17 protein-coding genes and 1 riboswitch are annotated in these 17653 nt (G+C 64.0%); of the genes, 12 read left to right on the plus strand and 5 right to left on the minus strand.

Annotated features, from left to right (window positions below; genetic code table 11):
* Nucleotide 1: 1 nt before the first annotated feature.
* Nucleotides 2–127, minus strand: a complete 126-nt coding sequence (locus CIT25_RS38235) for a hypothetical protein (protein ID WP_280953402.1) — start codon at nt 125–127, stop codon at nt 2–4.
* A gap of 134 nt (nt 128–261) precedes the next feature.
* Here CIT25_RS38235 and CIT25_RS32345 point away from each other — a divergent pair, with 134 nt between their 5' ends.
* A complete protein-coding gene (locus tag CIT25_RS32345; RefSeq protein WP_095489136.1) occupies nt 262–1632 on the plus strand; it encodes an aspartate aminotransferase family protein in 1371 nt (456 codons plus the stop codon).
* A gap of 357 nt (nt 1633–1989) precedes the next feature.
* A riboswitch (TPP riboswitch) is annotated at nt 1990–2101 on the plus strand.
* Entirely contained in the window at nt 2092–2700 is a 609-nt protein-coding gene (locus CIT25_RS32350; protein ID WP_095489260.1) for a YkoF family thiamine/hydroxymethylpyrimidine-binding protein, read from the plus strand. It overlaps the preceding riboswitch by 10 nt.
* Before the next feature lie 9 nt (nt 2701–2709).
* Here the strand turns inward: CIT25_RS32350 and CIT25_RS32355 are convergent, their stop codons facing one another.
* The 4 genes from CIT25_RS32355 to CIT25_RS32370 all read right to left on the minus strand — a co-directional run bounded on the left by CIT25_RS32355 (nt 2710) and on the right by CIT25_RS32370 (nt 7504).
* Complete coding sequence (locus CIT25_RS32355; protein ID WP_095489137.1) at nt 2710–3816, minus strand: alcohol dehydrogenase family protein; 1107 nt, start codon at nt 3814–3816, stop codon at nt 2710–2712.
* A 165-nt stretch (nt 3817–3981) separates the two neighbouring features.
* Nucleotides 3982–5361 (minus strand): aspartate aminotransferase family protein, encoded by a 1380-nt coding sequence (locus CIT25_RS32360; protein WP_095489138.1) that lies wholly within the window; start codon nt 5359–5361, stop codon nt 3982–3984.
* A gap of 35 nt (nt 5362–5396) precedes the next feature.
* A complete protein-coding gene (locus CIT25_RS32365; protein ID WP_095489139.1) occupies nt 5397–6890 on the minus strand; it encodes an NAD-dependent succinate-semialdehyde dehydrogenase in 1494 nt (497 codons plus the stop codon).
* Between the two features lie 131 nt (nt 6891–7021).
* Nucleotides 7022–7504: an Lrp/AsnC family transcriptional regulator gene (locus CIT25_RS32370; RefSeq protein WP_164547303.1), complete on the minus strand. Its 483-nt coding sequence runs from the start codon at nt 7502–7504 to the stop codon at nt 7022–7024.
* Between the two features lie 94 nt (nt 7505–7598).
* On the opposite strand from CIT25_RS32370, the gene ehuR reads away from it, so the two are divergent.
* The 10 genes from ehuR (at nt 7599) to doeB (ending at nt 17647) form a co-directional block, all read left to right on the plus strand.
* Nucleotides 7599–8984 (plus strand): MocR-like ectoine utilization transcription factor EhuR, encoded by a 1386-nt coding sequence (ehuR, locus tag CIT25_RS32375; protein ID WP_095489140.1) that lies wholly within the window; start codon nt 7599–7601, stop codon nt 8982–8984.
* Between the two features lie 124 nt (nt 8985–9108).
* Nucleotides 9109–9894, plus strand: coding sequence for an ectoine/hydroxyectoine ABC transporter ATP-binding protein EhuA (gene ehuA / locus CIT25_RS32380; RefSeq protein WP_095489141.1), 786 nt, complete (start codon nt 9109–9111; stop codon nt 9892–9894).
* A gap of 91 nt (nt 9895–9985) precedes the next feature.
* The gene (gene ehuB, locus CIT25_RS32385; RefSeq protein WP_095489142.1) at nt 9986–10837 is read left to right on the plus strand and encodes an ectoine/hydroxyectoine ABC transporter substrate-binding protein EhuB; all 852 of its coding nucleotides are present in this window, start codon (nt 9986–9988) and stop codon (nt 10835–10837) included.
* 181 nt (nt 10838–11018) lie between these two features.
* Nucleotides 11019–11678 carry an ectoine/hydroxyectoine ABC transporter permease subunit EhuC gene (gene ehuC / locus CIT25_RS32390; RefSeq protein WP_095489143.1) on the plus strand — a complete coding sequence of 220 codons (660 nt, stop codon included), beginning with the start codon at nt 11019–11021 and terminating at the stop codon, nt 11676–11678.
* 16 nt (nt 11679–11694) lie between these two features.
* Nucleotides 11695–12354 carry an ectoine/hydroxyectoine ABC transporter permease subunit EhuD gene (ehuD, locus tag CIT25_RS32395; protein WP_095489144.1) on the plus strand — a complete coding sequence of 220 codons (660 nt, stop codon included), beginning with the start codon at nt 11695–11697 and terminating at the stop codon, nt 12352–12354.
* Between the two features lie 223 nt (nt 12355–12577).
* On the plus strand, nt 12578–13351 hold the full coding sequence (gene eutA / locus CIT25_RS32405) for an ectoine utilization protein EutA (RefSeq protein WP_095489262.1): 774 nt from the start codon (nt 12578–12580) through the stop codon (nt 13349–13351).
* A 16-nt stretch (nt 13352–13367) separates the two neighbouring features.
* Complete coding sequence (gene eutB / locus CIT25_RS32410) at nt 13368–14366, plus strand: hydroxyectoine utilization dehydratase EutB (RefSeq protein ID WP_095489146.1); 999 nt, start codon at nt 13368–13370, stop codon at nt 14364–14366.
* 64 nt (nt 14367–14430) lie between these two features.
* Complete coding sequence (eutC, locus tag CIT25_RS32415; RefSeq protein ID WP_095489147.1) at nt 14431–15423, plus strand: ectoine utilization protein EutC; 993 nt, start codon at nt 14431–14433, stop codon at nt 15421–15423.
* A gap of 38 nt (nt 15424–15461) precedes the next feature.
* Entirely contained in the window at nt 15462–16640 is a 1179-nt protein-coding gene (gene doeA, locus CIT25_RS32420; protein ID WP_095489263.1) for an ectoine hydrolase DoeA, read from the plus strand.
* Between the two features lie 5 nt (nt 16641–16645).
* Nucleotides 16646–17647, plus strand: coding sequence for a N(2)-acetyl-L-2,4-diaminobutanoate deacetylase DoeB (gene doeB / locus CIT25_RS32425; protein ID WP_095489148.1), 1002 nt, complete (start codon nt 16646–16648; stop codon nt 17645–17647).
* The last annotated feature ends 6 nt before the right edge of the window (nt 17648–17653 follow it).

Here is a 17653-nt window from a genome sequence, read left to right on the forward strand (position 1 = left end):
ATCAGGCCACCTCAGCCTTGTTGTTGTGCCTGCTGGTGAGCCGTTCGGGAATCATGTCTCGGCGATGCGCACAGCCGGCTTGGCGCAGCTTCTCGCGTTCCAAGGCCTCGAAGCTGAAATTCTGCATGTCTTTGTCCATCCGCCAGCCCTTCCGAAAGGGCTTGACACCCTTACAAGAAACAGATGCACCAAACACCATTACTGCCAGAGGCGATGCGCGCCGAACGGCGGCAGGACCCGGCGTGCAGGACAGGACCCATCATGGACGCTCGACCGAATTCTCCCGAAGCTCGCGACATCAGCTATCACATGCACGGCTACACCAATGCCCGCAAGCATGAGGAAGCAGGGCCGCTCGTCATCGAGAAGGGCGACGGCATCTATGTCGAGGATCTGGCCGGCAACCGCTACATCGAGGCGATGGCCGGGCTTTGGAGCGTCGCGGTCGGCTTCTCGGAGAAGCGGCTGGTCGATGCGGCGGTGAGCCAGATGTCCAAGCTGCCTTATTATCACGACTTCGGCTCCAAATCGCATTCGCCGCTGATCGATCTCGCCGAGAAGCTGGTGCAGATGGCGCCGGTGCCGATGAGCAAGGCGTATTTCACCAATTCCGGCTCCGAGGCCAACGACACGGCCATGAAGATGATCTGGTACCGGTCGAATGCGCTCGGCCAGCCGGCACGCAAGAAGATCATCAGCCGCATTCGCGGCTATCACGGCGTCACCATCGCCTCGGCAAGCCTGACCGGCCTGCCCAACAATCACATTTCCTTCGACCTGCCGATCGCCAGTGTGCTGCACACGTCGACGCCGCACCATTGGCGCGAGGCGCTGCCAGGCGAGAGCGAAGAGCAGTTTTCGAGCCGGCTTGCCGACGACTTGGAAAAGCTGATCCTGGCCGAGGGCCCGGAAACCATCGCCGCCTTCTTCGGCGAGCCGATCATGGGCGCCGGCGGCGTCATCGTTCCGCCGGCCGGCTACTGGGAGAAGATCCAGGCGGTCCTGTCGAAGTACGACATCCTGATCGTCGCCGACGAGGTCATCTGCGGTTTTGGCCGAACCGGCGAGATGTTCGGTTCGCAGACCTTCGGCATCAGGCCTGACATCATGGTGCTGTCGAAGCAGATCTCTTCCTCCTACCTGCCGATCTCGGCCCTGCTGATCAACGAGAAAATGTTCGAGCCGATTGCCGACGAAAGCAATCGGATCGGCACCTTCGGTCATGGCTTCACCGGCGGCGGCCATCCCGTCGCGGCGGCGGTCGCGCTCGAGAACCTGAAGCTGATCGAGGAGCGCGACCTTGTCGGCAATGCGCGCACGGTCGGCGCGCATATGCAGAAACGGCTGCGCAACCTCGCTTCGCACCCGCTTGTCGGCGAGGTGCGTGGCGTCGGCCTGATCGCGGCGGTCGAACTGGTCGGCGATAAGGTGACCAAGACGCCGTGGGGCACGGCCGGCGCGCTGGGCGGGCTCGTCAACGGCTTCATGCAGCAGAACGGCGTCATCTCGCGCAACATGGGCGACGCGCTGGCCTTCTGCCCGCCGCTGATCATCACCGAGCCCCAGGTCGATCAGATGATCGACGCGTTTGAAAGATCGCTCGAAGCCGCAGTCAAGCAGGTCGGACTATAGGGCTGAACAGCCCACCCGAAGGCAGAGGCTGAATGGGCGTTGGTGATTGGCGAAAGCCGAAGCGGTATCCAATCTCCCCCCTTGCGGGGGAGATGTCCGGTAGGACAGAGGGGGGTGTGAAGGATCGCCAACTTTCGACTTCAGCCTTGCCAACCCGAATCAGCTTGAGGGCGCGGCTGCGATCGATTGACAGGTCGGAGGGAAGCACCCCCCTCTGCCTGCCGGCATCTCCCCCGCAAGGGGGGAGATCGGCAGCTTCGGCGGCGCCGCCAAGCTCGGTAATTGGTCTGAAGCGATTGCTGGGAACGATTGCCCAGGACCATTACTTGAACATCCTTTGCGCAGGTGCTACGTCGCCCATATCGACAGGGGCGCTCCGTATTGCCGGGGCTGAGATGGTGGGTGCAAGCCTTCGGTCCCTCAAGCTGATCTGGGTAATGCCAGCGGAGCGAGGCGACCATGTTTTCAGGTGCACAGATTTCCCTGTATCCGATGTGCGACGATTTTGTCGACGTCATCCTTGGGGCACTTTCGGCGATGGACCCCTATCGACCGAATTTCCGCATCGAGACCGACGACATCTCGACGCTGATCGTCGGCCCGCCGGAACAGCTTTTCCCGGCCATGCGCGACCTCTTCGCATCGGCGGCGGCAAGTGACGTGCATTGCGTGTTGTCGGCGACGGTGTCGCGCGGCTGTCCGGGCGAGCCTGACGATCCGATCTGCACACCGATTTCCGGCAGCAGCCACGAGCTGTCCCTGGCCGAGCGCATCGGCGCGGCGCGGGCGCATGTCGACAGTGCGAAAAAGCTTGGACAGGAGGTCGCCGCGCAGTTCTCGCTCTATCCGCTCGGCGAGGGCCATCACATGGACGAGATCTACGGCTGTATCGACTTCCTCAAGACTTCGGGCGTCTTCGACAGGTCGAAGAATTTCTGCACGAAGCTGAAAGGCGACGCCGGACCGGTGTTTGCGACGCTGTCGGAAGCCTTCCTTCGTTTCGGCGCGCCGCAAGGCCATGTCGCGCTCGATCTCACCGTGTCGGCGAACAGCCCGAGTCCTTGTTAGTGTTGGCTGTCAACGGGTTGCAGCGAAATCCGAAACAGCATCCGGAACGACCACCAGCTTGCCGACAAAGTCCTTGGCAATGAAATCAGCTTGGGCGCGGTGGAAATCGGAGAGCTTGTAGACGCCGCCGACCAGCGGCCGGATCTTCTTGTCTTCGATGTAGCGAACGATACGGCGGAAGTCGTGCCGCGTGCCCTGGCTGGAGCCATGCAGCTGCAACTGCTTGAGATACATGGTGCGCAGATCGAGCTGCACGACCGGGCCGGCAATTGCGCCGGCTGTGGTGTAGCGGCCTTCGGGCCTGAGGATGCGCAGCAGATCGTTGAAGATCGCGCCGCCGACCAGATCGGCAACCACGTCGATCGGCTGGCCGCCGGTTGCCTCATTTACCGCAGCCGGCAGGTCGGTCACACCCCGGGTGATCACCGCCTCGGCGCCGATGTCGAGCACGGCCTGTTCCTTGCCCTTGCCGACGACTGCATAGGGGACGGCGCCGCGCGCCCGCGCCAGCTGCACGATGCCGGAGCCGACGCCGCCCGACGCGCCGGTGACCAGCACGCGCTCGCCGGCCTTCAATGCGGCACGTTCCAGCATCTGCTCGCCGGTGAGATAGGCGCAACAGAAGGTGGCGAGTTCGACATCGGTCAACTCGGTGTCGACGACATGGGCGTTCTCGGCCGGCACGGTCTGATACTCGGCATAGCCGCCGTCACGGCCGTGGCCCATATAGTCGATGTCGGCGAGTGAATCGTCGTCGCGGTTGTAGATGGAGAAGTCGACCATCACCCGCTCGCCGATACGGTCCGGCGAGACACCATCGCCGACTGAGGCGATGTGGCCGACCGTGTCGGTGCCCTGGATGCGCGGGAAGATCAGCGTGTTGCCCTGACGCCGCCAGGTCGATACGGCGGCAGCATCTTCCTCCGTGCCATAGGCGCCCTGTCGCACCCAGACATCGGTGTTGTTCATGCCGCAAGCGGTGACCTTGATCAGCACTTCGTCAGGCGCGGGCGAGGGCACTTTCACGTCGGTGCAGTAGACGAGCTTTTCCGGCCCGCCGTGACCGATCAGCTGCACGGCGGCCATGGTGGCGGGGAGGGAGGGATGAGAGATCATCGATTTAGCTTCCAGATATTGCAGGTTGGCGCTGCCCCTCACCCTTACCCTCTCACCGTGAAGAACGGGGAGAGGGGGTCGCCAGCGCTGGTGCTTGACCCTTCTCCCCGTTTACGGGGAGAAGGTGCCGGTAGGCGGATGAGGGGCAGCGCCAACCGTCGAAAGTTAGAGATTGGCAAACACGCTCTTCACCGCATCCGCCGTCTTCGACACGACGATGTCGGCCTCTTCGCGCGTCAGGCAGAGCGGCGGCGCGAAGCCGAGAATGTCGCCTTGCGGCATGGCGCGGCCGATGACGCCGCTTGCCGCAAGGGCGGTCGCGACCTGCGGCCCGATCTTCTGCGAGGCGTCGAAGAACACGCGGTCGTCCCGGTCGGCGACGAACTCGATTGCCGCCAGCATGCCGTCGCCGCGGACGTCACCGACATGTTTGTGGCCGCCGACGGCTTTCGTCAGTTCGGCGCGGAAATAGGCGCCGGTCTCGCCGGCGTTGGTCACCAGGTCCATCTCGTCGATCAGCTCGAGATTGGCGACGCCGGCGGCAACGCAGATCGGATGCGCCGAATAGGTCCAGCCATGGCCTATGCTGCCGAGCTTGTCGGAACCCTGCACCAGCACCTGCCAGACCTTGTCTGCGACGATGACGCCCGACAGCGGCGCATAGGCCGAGGTCAGGCCCTTGGCGATGGTGATCAGGTCGGGCTTGATGCCGTAATGGTCGGAGCCGAACATGGTGCCCAGCCGGCCGAAGCCGGTGACCACTTCGTCGGCGACCAGCAGCACGTCGTACTTCTTCAGCACCGCCTGGATTTTTTCCCAGTAGAGGGCGGGCGGCGGCACGATGCCGCCGGTGCCGAGGATCGGCTCGCCGATGAAGGCGGCGATCGTGTCCGGGCCCTCGGCCAGGATCATCTCTTCGAGCTTGTCGGCGCAGTGTTGGGAAAACTGCTCCTCGCTCATCGAGCGGTCGGCGCGGCGGAAATAGTAGGGCGCCTCGGTGTGCAGGATCGGCGCACGCGGCAGGTCGAAGGCGTTGTGGAACAGGTCGAGCCCGGTCAGCGAACCGGTCATGACGCCGGAGCCGTGATAGCCGCGCCAGCGCGAGATGATCTTCTTCTTCTCCGGCCGGCCGAGCACGTTGTTGTAGTACCAGATCAGCTTGATGTTGGTCTCGTTGGCGTCGGAGCCGGAGAGGCCGAAATAGACCCTCGACATCCCTTGCGGGGCGCGGTCGATGATCATCTTGGAGAGCGTGATCGACGCCTCGGTGCCGTGGCCGACATAGGCATGGTAGTAGGCGAGGTTCTTGGCTTGCGCGGCGATGGCATCCGCGATTTTCTGGCGGCCATAACCGACATTGACGCAGTAAAGCCCGGCGAAAGCATCGATGCTCTTGCGCCCATTATTGTCCCAGATGGTGACGCCTTCGCCGCCGGCGATGATGCGGGTCGGGCTCTCGCCGCGCGCGTGGGTGCCCATATGGGTCGAGGGATGGAAGAAGTGGTCGCGGTCCCAAGCGGCGAGTTCGTTGGACTGGTCGAGCATCTTTTTTACTCCTAAGGAAAAGTGTGGGGCGCGGCCTAGGCCACATCCAGGCAGAGGTATTTGAGATCGGTAAAGGCTTCGAGCCCATGGCGCGAGCCCTCGCGGCCGATGCCGGACTGTTTGACGCCGCCGAACGGGATCGGCGCGCCGGTGATCTTGACCCGGTTGATGGCGACCATGCCGTAGTCGAGCGCGCGGCCCATGCGCAACTGGCGGCCGCCGTTCTCGGTGACGACATAGGCGACGAGGCCGTACTCGGTGGCGTTGGCGCGGGCGACGACTTCCTCTTCGCTGTCGAAGGGCGTCACCGCGGCGACCGGACCAAAAGTTTCCTCGCGCATGATCAGCGCGTCGTCGGTGACATCTGCCAGCAGGGTCGGCTGGTAGAACAGCGGTCCTGCAGAATCGCGTTTGCCGCCGGTGAGGCAGCGTGCGCCATGGGCGAGCGCATCGGCGACCTGCTCCTCGACCTTCTTGACGCCGCGCTCGTGCATCAAAGGCCCGATGTCGGTGTCATCGGCCAGGCCATTGCCTGTCCGCAACGCGTCGATGCGCCTGGCGAAGGCGGCGCAGAAACGATCGTAGATCGGGCGCTGGACATAGATGCGGTTGGCGGCGAGGCAATCCTGGCCGGAGGTGGCGAATTTGGCATCGACGGCGATGGTCACAGCCTTGTCGAGATCGGCGTCGGCAAAGACGATCAGCGGCGCATGACCGCCAAGCTCCATCACCAGCCGCTTCATCGTCGGCGCACTTTGCGCGGCGATCAGCCTGCCGATCTCGGTCGAGCCGGTGAAGCTCATGGCCCGCACGCGAGCGTCTTCGCACATCCGCCCAACGATGGTCGAAGCCTTGCCGGTGAGAACGTTGAAGACGCCTGCCGGCAGGCCGGCGCGTTCGCCGAGCTCGGCCAGCGCCAGTGCCGATAGCGGCGTTTCAGACGAGGGGTGCGCGACGATGGTGCAGCCGGCGGCAAGGGCGGCGGCCGCCTTGCGGGTCAGCATGGCCGCGGGAAAATTCCACGGCGTGACGACGCCGACGACACCAAGCGGCTCGCGCCGCACCATCATCTCGGCGTTTGGCAGATGGCTGGTGACGCTTTCGGCGTTAAGGCGTTTTGCCTCCTCGGCATACCACTCGACGAAAGAGGCGGCGTAGTCGATCTCGCCCCGCGCTTCCCTAAGCGGCTTGCCCTGCTCGAGCGTCATCAAGAGCGCCAGATCCTCTTTGGCAGCGATGATCAGGTCGAACCATTTTCGTAGGATTTTCGAGCGCTCCTGCGGCAAAAGTACGCGCCAGGCGGGAAAGGCGCGCGATGCCGCGTCGATCGCCTTGCTCGTCTGCCTGCTATCGAGCGCGGCAACCCAGGCAACGGTGGCGCTCGTGGCAGGATCGGTCACCTCGAAGCTCTCGGCGGCCTCACTCGCCGTCCAATGGCCGTCGACATAGGCGAGCTCGCGCAGCAGCCGGCGGTCGGCGAGGCGGTCGAGTGCATCATGGCGGTGTGGGCGGGCAAAATGCGCGGACATGTTCGAGGTCTCCCGATGTCGAGGCGATGTGGAGAGACTATGCGCGCGGTGCAGACAGAGAGACTGTTTCAACGCCGTTGCGTAGAGAGATTGTCTCTATTGCATCGCCCGCGTAGACGATCTCTCTAGCGTTACGACGACACCGGCAGCAGATCCGCCACCGGCAAGGAAATCTCCTCCTTCACCGTCTTGGTGACGATGTAGGTGAAATAGCGATCGATGCCGATCTCGCGTTCGAGCAGCGCGTCTACGAGCCGCTGATAGGCGTCGATGTCGCGCGCCATCACTTTCAGCAGATAGTCGACGCCGCCGCCCACCGACCAGCAGGCGACGATTTCGGGAACGTCGCGGATGACGCGCTCGAAGCGGTCGAAATCGGCTTGTCGGTGGCTGGCCAGCGTCACCTCCATCAGCACGGTTGCGACCGGTGCGACGGCGCGCATCGCAACCTTGGCGTGATAGCCGGAGACGATGCCGGCCCTTTCCAGCTTGCGCAGCCGCATCCAGCACGGCGTCGGCGACAGGCCAACCTTGTCGGCCAGCGCCAGCTTCGTGATGCGCCCGTCGCGCTGAACCGCGTCGAGGATTTTGAGGTCGATCTGATCGAGTTTCAATGCGGCCATGAAGCGTCTGCTTTTTTCTTGCCCGACACCATGACGGCGCATTATTTCGATTGTCAATTGCACTGATTTCGATCTCTAATAAGTCATGACATTGTGGCGTCCAGATCCCGCGCTCATCCGGCGGCCGGCCTATCAATCGCTCGCCGACCAGTTTGCGCGTGCGATCCATGACGGGCGGCTGGCCAACGGCGCGCGGCTGCCGACGCATCGCCGGCTGGCCGACGACCTGAAGCTTTCGGTGCAGACGGTCAGTCGCGCCTATGAGGAACTGATCCGCCGGGGCCTGGTTTCCGGCGAGATCGGCCGCGGCAGCTTCGTGCAGACACAGCGCCGCGAGCCGGAGCCGCCATACCTGCCGGAGCGCCTCGGCGAGGTCATCGATCTCTCCATCCTGAAGCCGGTGTGCGAGCCGATGCATCTGGAGCGGCTAAAGCAGGCGCTGGGCTGGCTTGCCGAGAACCTGCCGTCGAGCTCGGCGCTGTCGTTCCGGCCGAACATGGTGTTTCCGCGCCACCGCGCCGTCGCGGTCGACTGGCTGCGGCTCTGCGGTCTCGATGTGTCCGCGCAGAATGTCAGCCTGACCAACGGCGCCACGGCCGGCATGACGGTGGCGCTGATGAGCGTGGCGCCGCCGGGTTCGACCGTCGCCACCGAGGCGATCGGCCATCACACGCTGATCCCGCTGGCGCGCTATCTCGGCTTCAACCTCGAAGGACTGCCGATCGACGACAATGGCGTGATCCCGGAGGCGCTCGACGAGGCTTGCCGGTTGTCCGATATCCGCGCCGTATTCGTGCAGCCCTCGGTCATCAACCCGACCGCGACGCTTATGGACGCCGCGCGGCGCGAGCAGATCGCCGCGGTTGCGCGCAAGCACGACATCGCCATCATCGAGAACGACGTGCTCGGCCCCCTGGTCGAGGGCCGTCCGCCGCCGGTCGCCGCCTTCGCGCCAGAGCGCACGCTCTACGTCACCTCCTTCACCAAGATCGTGGTGCCGGGCCTGCGCATCGGTTACCTCGCGGCGCCTGACCGCTATGTAGCCGCCGTCGCCAACCGGCATCTCGTCTCCAACTGGATGGCGACGCCGCTGGTGGCGGAGATCGCCACAAAATGGGTGGCCGACGGCACGGCGATGGAGCTCGTCCGCTGGCAACGTTCGGCGCTGCGGCGGCGGCAGGAGATCGCCGCCGAAGTGCTTGCCGGGGTCGACTACCGTGTCCATCGCGACGGATTGCATCTGTGGCTGCAGCTGCCCGGCGACCGCGCCGAGGAGAGTTTCGTCTCACAGGCCCGTTTGCAGGGCGTGGCGATCGCGCCAGGCACATCCTTCCGCATTTCGCAGGAGCCATGGCAGCCGGCAGTGCGGATCTCGCTGGGCTCGACCACCGAGGGGGAACTGCGCGCCGGCTTGAGCGTTGTCACCAAACTTCTGCTCGGCGACCCGGAGCATCTTCTGCTGGCGATCTAGGCAGACATTGCCGCGAAATTGTGCGGAGCCAGAAACATTGTCATGATATTATTTTCCTGATTGACATGATTTGGCGCGTTCCGCATCGTTGAAGGCACCAGGTTCTCCAGCACGGGGAAATTCATTGTCCGCGCCCATCATCAAGATCGACGGCATTTCGAAAAGCTTCGGCACCTTCAAGGTGCTGGACGGCCTGTCGATGCAGGTCATGCCGCGCGAGAAGCTGGCGCTGATCGGCCCGTCCGGCTCGGGCAAGACGACGATCCTGCGCATCCTGATGACGCTGGAGCGGATCGACAGCGGCCACATCCAGATCGACGGCGAGCAGCTTTACCACATGGAGCGCAACGGCCAGTTGCTGGCTGCTGACGAACGGCATCTGGCAAGAATGCGCCAGAAGATCGGCATGGTCTTCCAGCTGTTCAACCTGTTTCCGCATAAAAGCGTCATCGACAACGTCACGCTGGCGCCAATCTTGACCAAGGGCATGCCGCGCGCAGCCGCCGAAAAGCGGGCGATGGAGCTGCTCGACATGGTCGGCATGGCCGACAAGGCCAAAGCGATGCCGGCGCAGCTCTCCGGCGGGCAGAAGCAGCGGGTGGCGATCGCCCGGGCGCTGGCCCTGCAGCCCAGGATCATGCTGTTCGACGAGGTGACATCGGCGCTCGATCCGGAGCTGGTCGAGGAGGTGCTGAACGTCTTATGGCGACTCTGCTCCGAGACCGACATGACCATGCTGCTCGTCACCCACGAAATGGGTTTTGCCCATGATTTCGCCGACCGGGTTTTGTTCTTTGACCGCGGCAAGATTGTCGAAGAAGGCAAGCCCGACGAGATTTTCCGCAATCCCAAGCAGGAGCGCACGCAAGGCTTCCTGAAGAAGATCATCGCGGCCGGACATCGCGTCTGACCGCCATGCCAAGGCGGCAACGCCGTCCTCAAGGGCGGCGAAGCCGTCTCGACCAAAGCGAACCAAGAAGAGAAGCAAGGAGTTGGGAACAATGAAGAAACTTGGCATTCTGGCCGGCGTGGCCGGTGTTGCACTGACCGCGATTCTGGCCGCATCGACCGCGAGATCGGCCGACGACAGCAAGCTCGAAGAGCTCAAGGCGCAGGGCTTCGCCCGCGTCGCCATCGCCAATGAGCCGCCCTATACGGCGGTTGCGGCCGACGGCAAGGTTTCGGGCGCGGCGCCCGATGTGGCGCGCGAGATCTTCAAGCGCCTCGGCGTCAACGACATCGTCGCCTCGATCTCGGAATATGGCGCCATGATCCCCGGCCTGCAGGCAGGCCGTTTCGACGTCGTCACTGCCGGCCTGTTCATGAAGCCGGAGCGTTGCGCAGCGGTCGTCTATTCGGAGCCGGTATTGTGCGACGCCGAGGCGATGCTGGTCAAGAAGGGCAATCCGAAGGGCTTCAAGAGCTACGAGGATGTCGCCAAGGATGCCACCGCGACGATCGGGGCGCCGGGCGGCGGCACCGAGGAGAAGCTGGCGCTCACCGCCGGCGTGCCGCGTGACCGCGTCATCGTCGTGCCGGATGGCCAGAGCGGCCTGAAGATGCTGCAGGACGGCCGCATCGATGCCTATTCGCTGCCCGTGCTGTCGATCAACGATCTGGTCAAGAAGGCCAACGATCCGAACCTCGAAGTCGTCGCTCCGGTGGTCGGCGCGCCGGTCTATTGCGACGGCGCGGCGTTCAAGAAGGGCGACGAGGCGCTGCGCGACGCCTATGACGTCGAGCTGGCCAAGCTGAAGCAGTCCGGCGAATTCGCCAAGATCATCGAGCCTTACGGCTTCTCGGCGGCGGCGGCGATGTCGACGAGCCGCGACAAGCTCTGCTCGGCAAAGTAGGCGCCTTTTTCCTTCTCCCCGTTCACGGGGAGAAGGTGTCACGAAGTGACGGATGGGCGGCACAAAGTTCTACGAAGCTGGCACTGCCCCTCATCTGCCTGCCGGCATCTTCTCGTGAACGGGGAGAAGGGGCCAAGACTACCGCCTCGCACAACTGTAAACGTTGGAAACTCTTGATTTCATGACCCAATGGTCCGGCTATTTCGGCCTGATATTGCAGGGAGCGCTTGTTACCATCGAGCTGACGCTGATGGGCTCGGTGCTTGCCCTGATCATGGCCTTTCTCGCAGGGCTGGGGCGGCTGTCGCGTTTTTTCGCCATTCGGGCGCTGGCCACCGCCTATATCGAATTCTTCCGCGGCACCTCGATCTTCGTGCAGCTGTTCTGGGCCTATTTCGTGCTGCCGTTCATCGGCATTTCGCTGACGCCGCTGCAGGCCGGCGTGCTGGCGCTTGGCCTCAATGTCGGCGCCTATGCGGCGGAGGTAGTGCGCGGCGCCATCCAGTCGATCGGCCGCGAACAGTACGAGGCCTGCACCGCGCTCAATCTCGGCCGCTGGCAAGCGATGCGCCATGTCATCCTGCCGCAGGCGCTGCTGGTCATGCTGCCGACCTTCGGCAACAATGCCATCGAATTGCTCAAGGCCACCGCCGTGGTTTCGCTGATCTCGCTCACCGACCTGACCTTCCAGGCGCAAGTGGTGCGCTCGCAGACCGGCAACACGCTGGTGCCGTTCACCACCATCCTCATCATCTATTTCGCCCTTGCGCTGATCATCTCGTGGGGCGTCCGATCGCTTGAAAGGCGCATGGCGCGCGGCCTCGACGGGGTGCGCGTCTAATGGATCGGGCCTTATAATGGAGTGGGATTGGAATTTCGTCTGGGAGATCATGCCAACGCTGATCCAGGGCGTGAAGATCACCATCCTGGCGACGCTGCTCGGCTCGGTTCTGGCCGCGATCGTGGGGCTGGCCATCGCGCTGGCGCGGCGCTCGCCGAACAGGGGCTTGTCGCGCACCGTCGGCTTCCTCGCCGAGTTCATCCGCGGCACGCCACTGCTGGTGCAGCTCTATTTCATCTTCTACGTGCTGCCGGACATCGGTATCCTGCTGCCGCCGCTGGTGGCGGGCGTCATCGGCCTCGGCCTGCACTACGGCACCTACACGGCCGAAGTCTATCGCGCCGGCATCGAGAATGTGCCGCGCGGCCAGTGGGAAGCCGCCAAGGCCTGCAATCTGAACGCCAGGCAGACCTGGACCCACATCATCATGCCGCAGGCTATTCCGCCGATGATCCCGGCGCTTGCCAACTACTTCATCGCGATGTTCAAAGAGACGCCGCTGCTTTCGGCGATCACCGTGCTGGAATTGATGAACCAGGCCAAGAGTGTCGCCAACACCTATTACCGCTACGTCGAGCCGATGACTTTGGTCGGCGCCTTCTTCCTCGTCATCAGCCTATTCTCGGTCGTGCTGCTGCGCTGGCTGGAACGCCGCTACGGGCGGATCGAAACATGACAGTGGTTCCTGCAATGCCCTTGCTCTACGGCGCCCCCCTCTGTCCTGCCGGACATCTCCCCCACTTGGGGGGAGATTGGCTGTCACCGTTGCTTTCGCCAATCTCCAATGTTGATGAACAGGCGCTGTCAGCGAAGCTGCCGATCTCCCCCTGTGTGGGGGAGATGTCCGGCAGGACAGAGGGGGGCGCCGTAGAGTGCAAACCGTTGGCAAGGAGCGCGTGGTGACCACTCCTGTCGACATCCGCTTGCACTCGACACGGCCGGCGCTCGACGCGCGTCCGCTGGAAAAGCGCGTCGGCCTGATCATCCTTGCCACCGACCATACGACCGAGCCGGATTTTCGCCGCATGGTGGCGAGCGACCGGGTAGGCGTCTATGTCGCGCGCATCCCCTATGCCAATCCGACGACGCCGGAGAATTTGCGTAAGATGCAGCCGTCGCTTGCGGCGGGCGCTGCGCTCATCCTGCCCGACGAGCCGCTCGACGCGATCTGCTATTCCTGCACGTCGGCCTCCGTGGTCATCGGCGATGCCGAGATCGAGGCGGCGGTGCAGGCAGCCAAGCCCGGCGTGCCGGTGGTCACGCCGCCGATGGCAGGGGTGCGTGGCTTGAAGGCGCTGGGCGCCAGGACGATCAGCATTCTCACGCCCTACACGGTCGAGACCAGCCGGCCGATGGCGGCCTATTTCGCGGCGCATGGTTTCGAGATCGCCAGCTTCACCTGCCTCGGCTTCGAGGACGACCGCGAGATGGCACGGATTGCGCCGGCGTCGCTGGTCGATCTGGCGCGCGAGGCGACCGATGCGAAGGCGGACGCGTTGTTCGTCTCCTGCACGGCGCTGCGGGCCGCGCTTGCCGTGGTCGGCATGGAAGAGGCGATCGGCCGTCCGGTCGTGACCAGCAACCAGGCAACGGCCTGGAACTGCCTGCGGCTTTGCGGCGACGACGAGCCGCGCGCCGAATTCGGCCGTCTGATGACGCTGCCGTTGAATTGACCGCGGAGCAAAGGCCATGGCCGCGAACGACGTCACCCTCTCCGATATCCGCGCCGCGCGCGAGCGGATCGCAGGCAAGGTTGAGCGCACGCCGACCGTGCTTTCCCCGAGTCTTTCCGGGCACTTGGGCGCGCCTGTTTATCTCAAGCTCGAACATCGGCAGACCACCGGCAGCTTTAAGCTGCGTGGTGCCTCGAACGCCATCGCGTCGCTGAACGCTGAGGAGAAGGCGCGTGGCGTGGTCGCCGCCTCGACCGGCAATCATGGCCGGGCGCTGGCTCATGCGGCGAAGCTCGAAGGCATGCGCGCGACGATCTGCATGTCGCGACTGGTGCCGCAGAATAAGCTCGACGAAATCCGCCGGCTCGGCGCCGAGATCCGCATCGTCGGCAACAGCCAGGACGATGCGCAGCAGGAGGTTGAACGGCTGGTCGCGGAAGAGGGGCTGGTCATGCTGCCGCCCTTCGACCATCCTGATATCATCGCCGGACAAGGGACGCTCGGGCTGGAGATCATCGAGCAGGTTGCGGACGCCGCTTTGGTGCTGGTGCCGCTGTCAGGCGGTGGGCTGGCGGCGGGTGTCGCCGCTGCCGTGAAGGGTGTAAGCCCGAGCACGAAGGTCATCGGCGTTTCGATGGCGCGCGGTGCGGCGATGAAGGCAAGCCTTGATGCCGGACATCCAGTTTTGGTCGAGGAACTGCCGACGCTGGCGGATTCGCTCGGCGGCGGCATCGGCCTCGACAACCGGCTGACCTTTTCGATGTGCCGCGACCTGCTCGACGATGTGATCCTGCTCAGCGAGGACGAGATCGCCGCCGGCATCCTCCATGCCTATGAACAGGAGCGCGAGATCGTCGAAGGCGCCGGCGCGGTCTGCATCGCCGCCGTGCTTGCCGGCAAGGTCAGGGCGAGCGGCCCCACGGTGCTCATTCTGTCGGGCCGCAACATCGATATGACGCAGCACAGGAAAGTCGTTTGCGGCGAACACGCCTCATTCAAGGAGCACTCGGGATGAAAGTTCTTTCACGTCGAGTTTCTTCCCAAGGATCGCTATCCTTTGCAATTGAGGAGCACGCCGCATGAGCCGGATGACGATACTCACCGAAGCCGAATTGCGCGCGATCGTGAAGCTCGATCTCGATGCCGTCGCCTGCGTCGAAAATGCGTTCCGCGCGCTTGCCACCTTGCCGGTGGCGATGCCGCCGATCCTGCGGCTCGACATTCCCGAGCACCGCGGCGAGGTCGACGTCAAGACTGCCTATGTGCCAGGTATCGACGGTTTTGCGATCAAGATCAGTCCCGGCTTCTTCGACAATCCGAAGCTCGGCCTGCCCAGCGTCAACGGCATGATGGTGCTGCTGTCGTCAAAAACCGGGCTGGTCGAAGCGCTGCTGCTCGATAATGGCTATTTGACCGACATCCGCACAGCCGCGGCCGGAGCGGTCGCGGCGAAACACCTTTCGCGAGCCGACTCCTCAATTGCCGCGATCTTCGGCGCCGGCGTCCAGGCCGGGCTGCAGCTCGAGGCGCTTATGCTGGTGCGGCCGATCGCTGAGGCCCGCATCTGGGCCAGGGACGCCGCCAAGGCCGAGGCTGCGGCGGACGCATTGCGCGAAAGACTAGGCATCGTCGTGCGCGCGGAGCCCGATGCGGCAAAAGCGGCGGCCGACGCCGACATCATCGTCACCACGACACCCGCTACCGAACCGCTGATCAAGGCCGGCTTCGTCTCCGCCGGCCAGCACATCACCGCTATGGGCTCGGACGCCGAGCACAAGAACGAGATCGCGCCGGCGATCCTGCGCATGGCCGATCTCTACGTCGCCGACAGCGCGAAACAGACGCGGCTGCTGGGCGAACTGCATCATGCCATCGCGACAGGTGTCATGGCAGCCGATGCCGAGATTACCGAGCTTGGCCAGATCATCGCCGGCGAAAGACATGGCCGGCGCTCGGCCAGCGACATCACCATCGCCGACCTCACCGGCACCGGCGTGCAGGACACGGCGATAGCCACGCTCGCCCGCGACCGTGCCCGAGCAGCCAACACCGGTACGATTTTCGAAAGCTGATGCTGGCCGCAAGGCCCAACAAACGAGGACCAAGAACAATGCAGCCTAATCTCAAATTCTCGCGCGGCGAATATGCGGAGCGCCTGGCCAAGACACGGAAGGCCATGGAGGCCAAGGGCGTCGATCTGCTTGTTGTCAGCGATCCATCCAACATGGCGTGGCTGACCGGCTATGACGGCTGGTCGTTCTATGTGCACCAGGCCGTCATCGTGCCGCCGTCGGGCGAACCGGTGTGGTACGGGCGCGGCCAGGACGCCAACGGCGCCAAGCGCACCGCCTATCTCGCCCACGACAACATCGTCGGCTATGCCGACCACTATGTGCAGTCGACCGAACGCCACCCGATGGATTTTCTCTCGCAGGTGCTGGCCGATCGCGGCTGGGGCAAGCTTAGCATTGGCGTCGAGATGGACAATTACTGGTTCTCGGCCGCTGCCTTCGCGTCACTGCAGAAACATCTGCCCAATGCGCGCTTCGTCGACGCCACGGCTCTCGTCAACTGGCAGCGCGCGGTGAAGAGCCCGACCGAGATCGACTATATGCGCAAGGCCGCCCGCATCGTGGAAGCGATGCACCAGCGCATCGTCGACAAGATCGAAGTCGGCATGCGCAAGTGCGATCTGGTCGCGGAGATCTATGATGCCGGCACGCGCGGCGTCGACGGTATCGGCGGCGACTATCCGGCGATCGTGCCGCTGCTGCCGTCGGGCGCCGATGCGTCGGCGCCGCATCTGACCTGGGACGACAAGCCGATGAAGTCGGGCGAGGGCACCTTCTTCGAGATCGCCGGCTGCTACAACCGCTACCATTGTCCGCTTTCGCGGACTGTGTTCCTTGGTAAACCCACGCAGGAATTCCTCGATGCCGAAAAGGCGACGCTGGAAGGCATGGAGGCTGGGCTTGCCGCGGCAAAGCCCGGCAATACATGCGAGGACATTGCCAATGCCTTCTTCGCCGTGCTGAAGAGATACGGCATCGTCAAGGATAACCGCACCGGCTATCCGATCGGGCTTTCCTATCCACCGGACTGGGGCGAACGCACGATGAGCCTGCGCCCTGGCGATCGCACCGAGCTGAAGCCCGGCATGACTTTCCATTTCATGACTGGCCTGTGGCTGGAGACGATGGGGCTCGAGATCACCGAATCCATCCTGATCACCAAGACCGGCGTCGAGTGCCTGGCCAACGTGCCGCGCAAGCTGGTGGTGAAGAATTGAGCCCGATGTCCCAGCTTCGCCCATCGCCGATCACGCCGACCGTCGACTTCGACCGCGACGGCGTGCAGCACGGATTCCTGCGGCTGCCCTACAGCCGCGACGATTCGGCCTGGGGATCGGTGATGATCCCGATTTGCGTGATCCGTAACGGCAACGGGCCGACCGCACTGCTCACCGGCGGCAACCATGGCGACGAATATGAGGGGCCGCTGGCGCTCTACGATCTCGCCCGCACGCTCGATCCAAAGCACGTCAGCGGCACGGTCATCATCGTGCCGGCGATGAACTATCCGGCGTTCCGCGCCGGCACCCGCACCTCGCCGATCGACAAGGGCAATCTGAACCGCAGCTTTCCAGGCCGGCCAGACGGCACGGTGACCGAGAAGATCGCCGACTACTTCCAGCGCGAACTCTTGCCGCGCACAGACATCGCGCTCGACTTCCATTCCGGCGGCAAGACACTCGACTTCGTGCCGTTCTGCGCCGCCCATATCCGGCCCGACAAGGTGCTGGAGGCGAAGGGCTTCGCCGCGGTCGAGGCGTTCTCGGCACCGTGGTCGATGAAGATGCTGGAGATCGACGCGGTCGGCATGTTCGACACTGCGGCCGAAGAAATGGGCAAGCTGTTCATCACCACCGAGCTTGGCGGCGGTGGGACTTCTCGCGCGAAAACGGTGCGGATCGCTCGTCGCGGGGTGCTCAATGTGCTGCGCCATGCCGGCATTGTCGCCGGTGCGGTCGAGATGCAGCCGACCCGCTGGCTGGACATGCCGTCAGGCGATTGCTTCTCGTTCGCCGAGGACGACGGGATGATCGAAACGATGATCGATCTCGGCGAGCCCGTCGAAGACGGCCAAGTCCTGGCGCGCATCCACTCCATCGGCCGCACCGGTTCCGCACCGCAGGAGATCAGGGCAAGAATGTCCGGCCTTCTGGCCGCGCGGCATTTCCCCGGACTGGTCAAGGCGGGCGACTGCACCGCAGTGGTCGCTGTGCTGGTCGATTGAAGGCGG

The sequence above is a fragment of the Mesorhizobium mediterraneum genome, from assembly GCF_002284565.1.
Lineage (GTDB): Bacteria > Pseudomonadota > Alphaproteobacteria > Rhizobiales > Rhizobiaceae > Mesorhizobium > Mesorhizobium mediterraneum.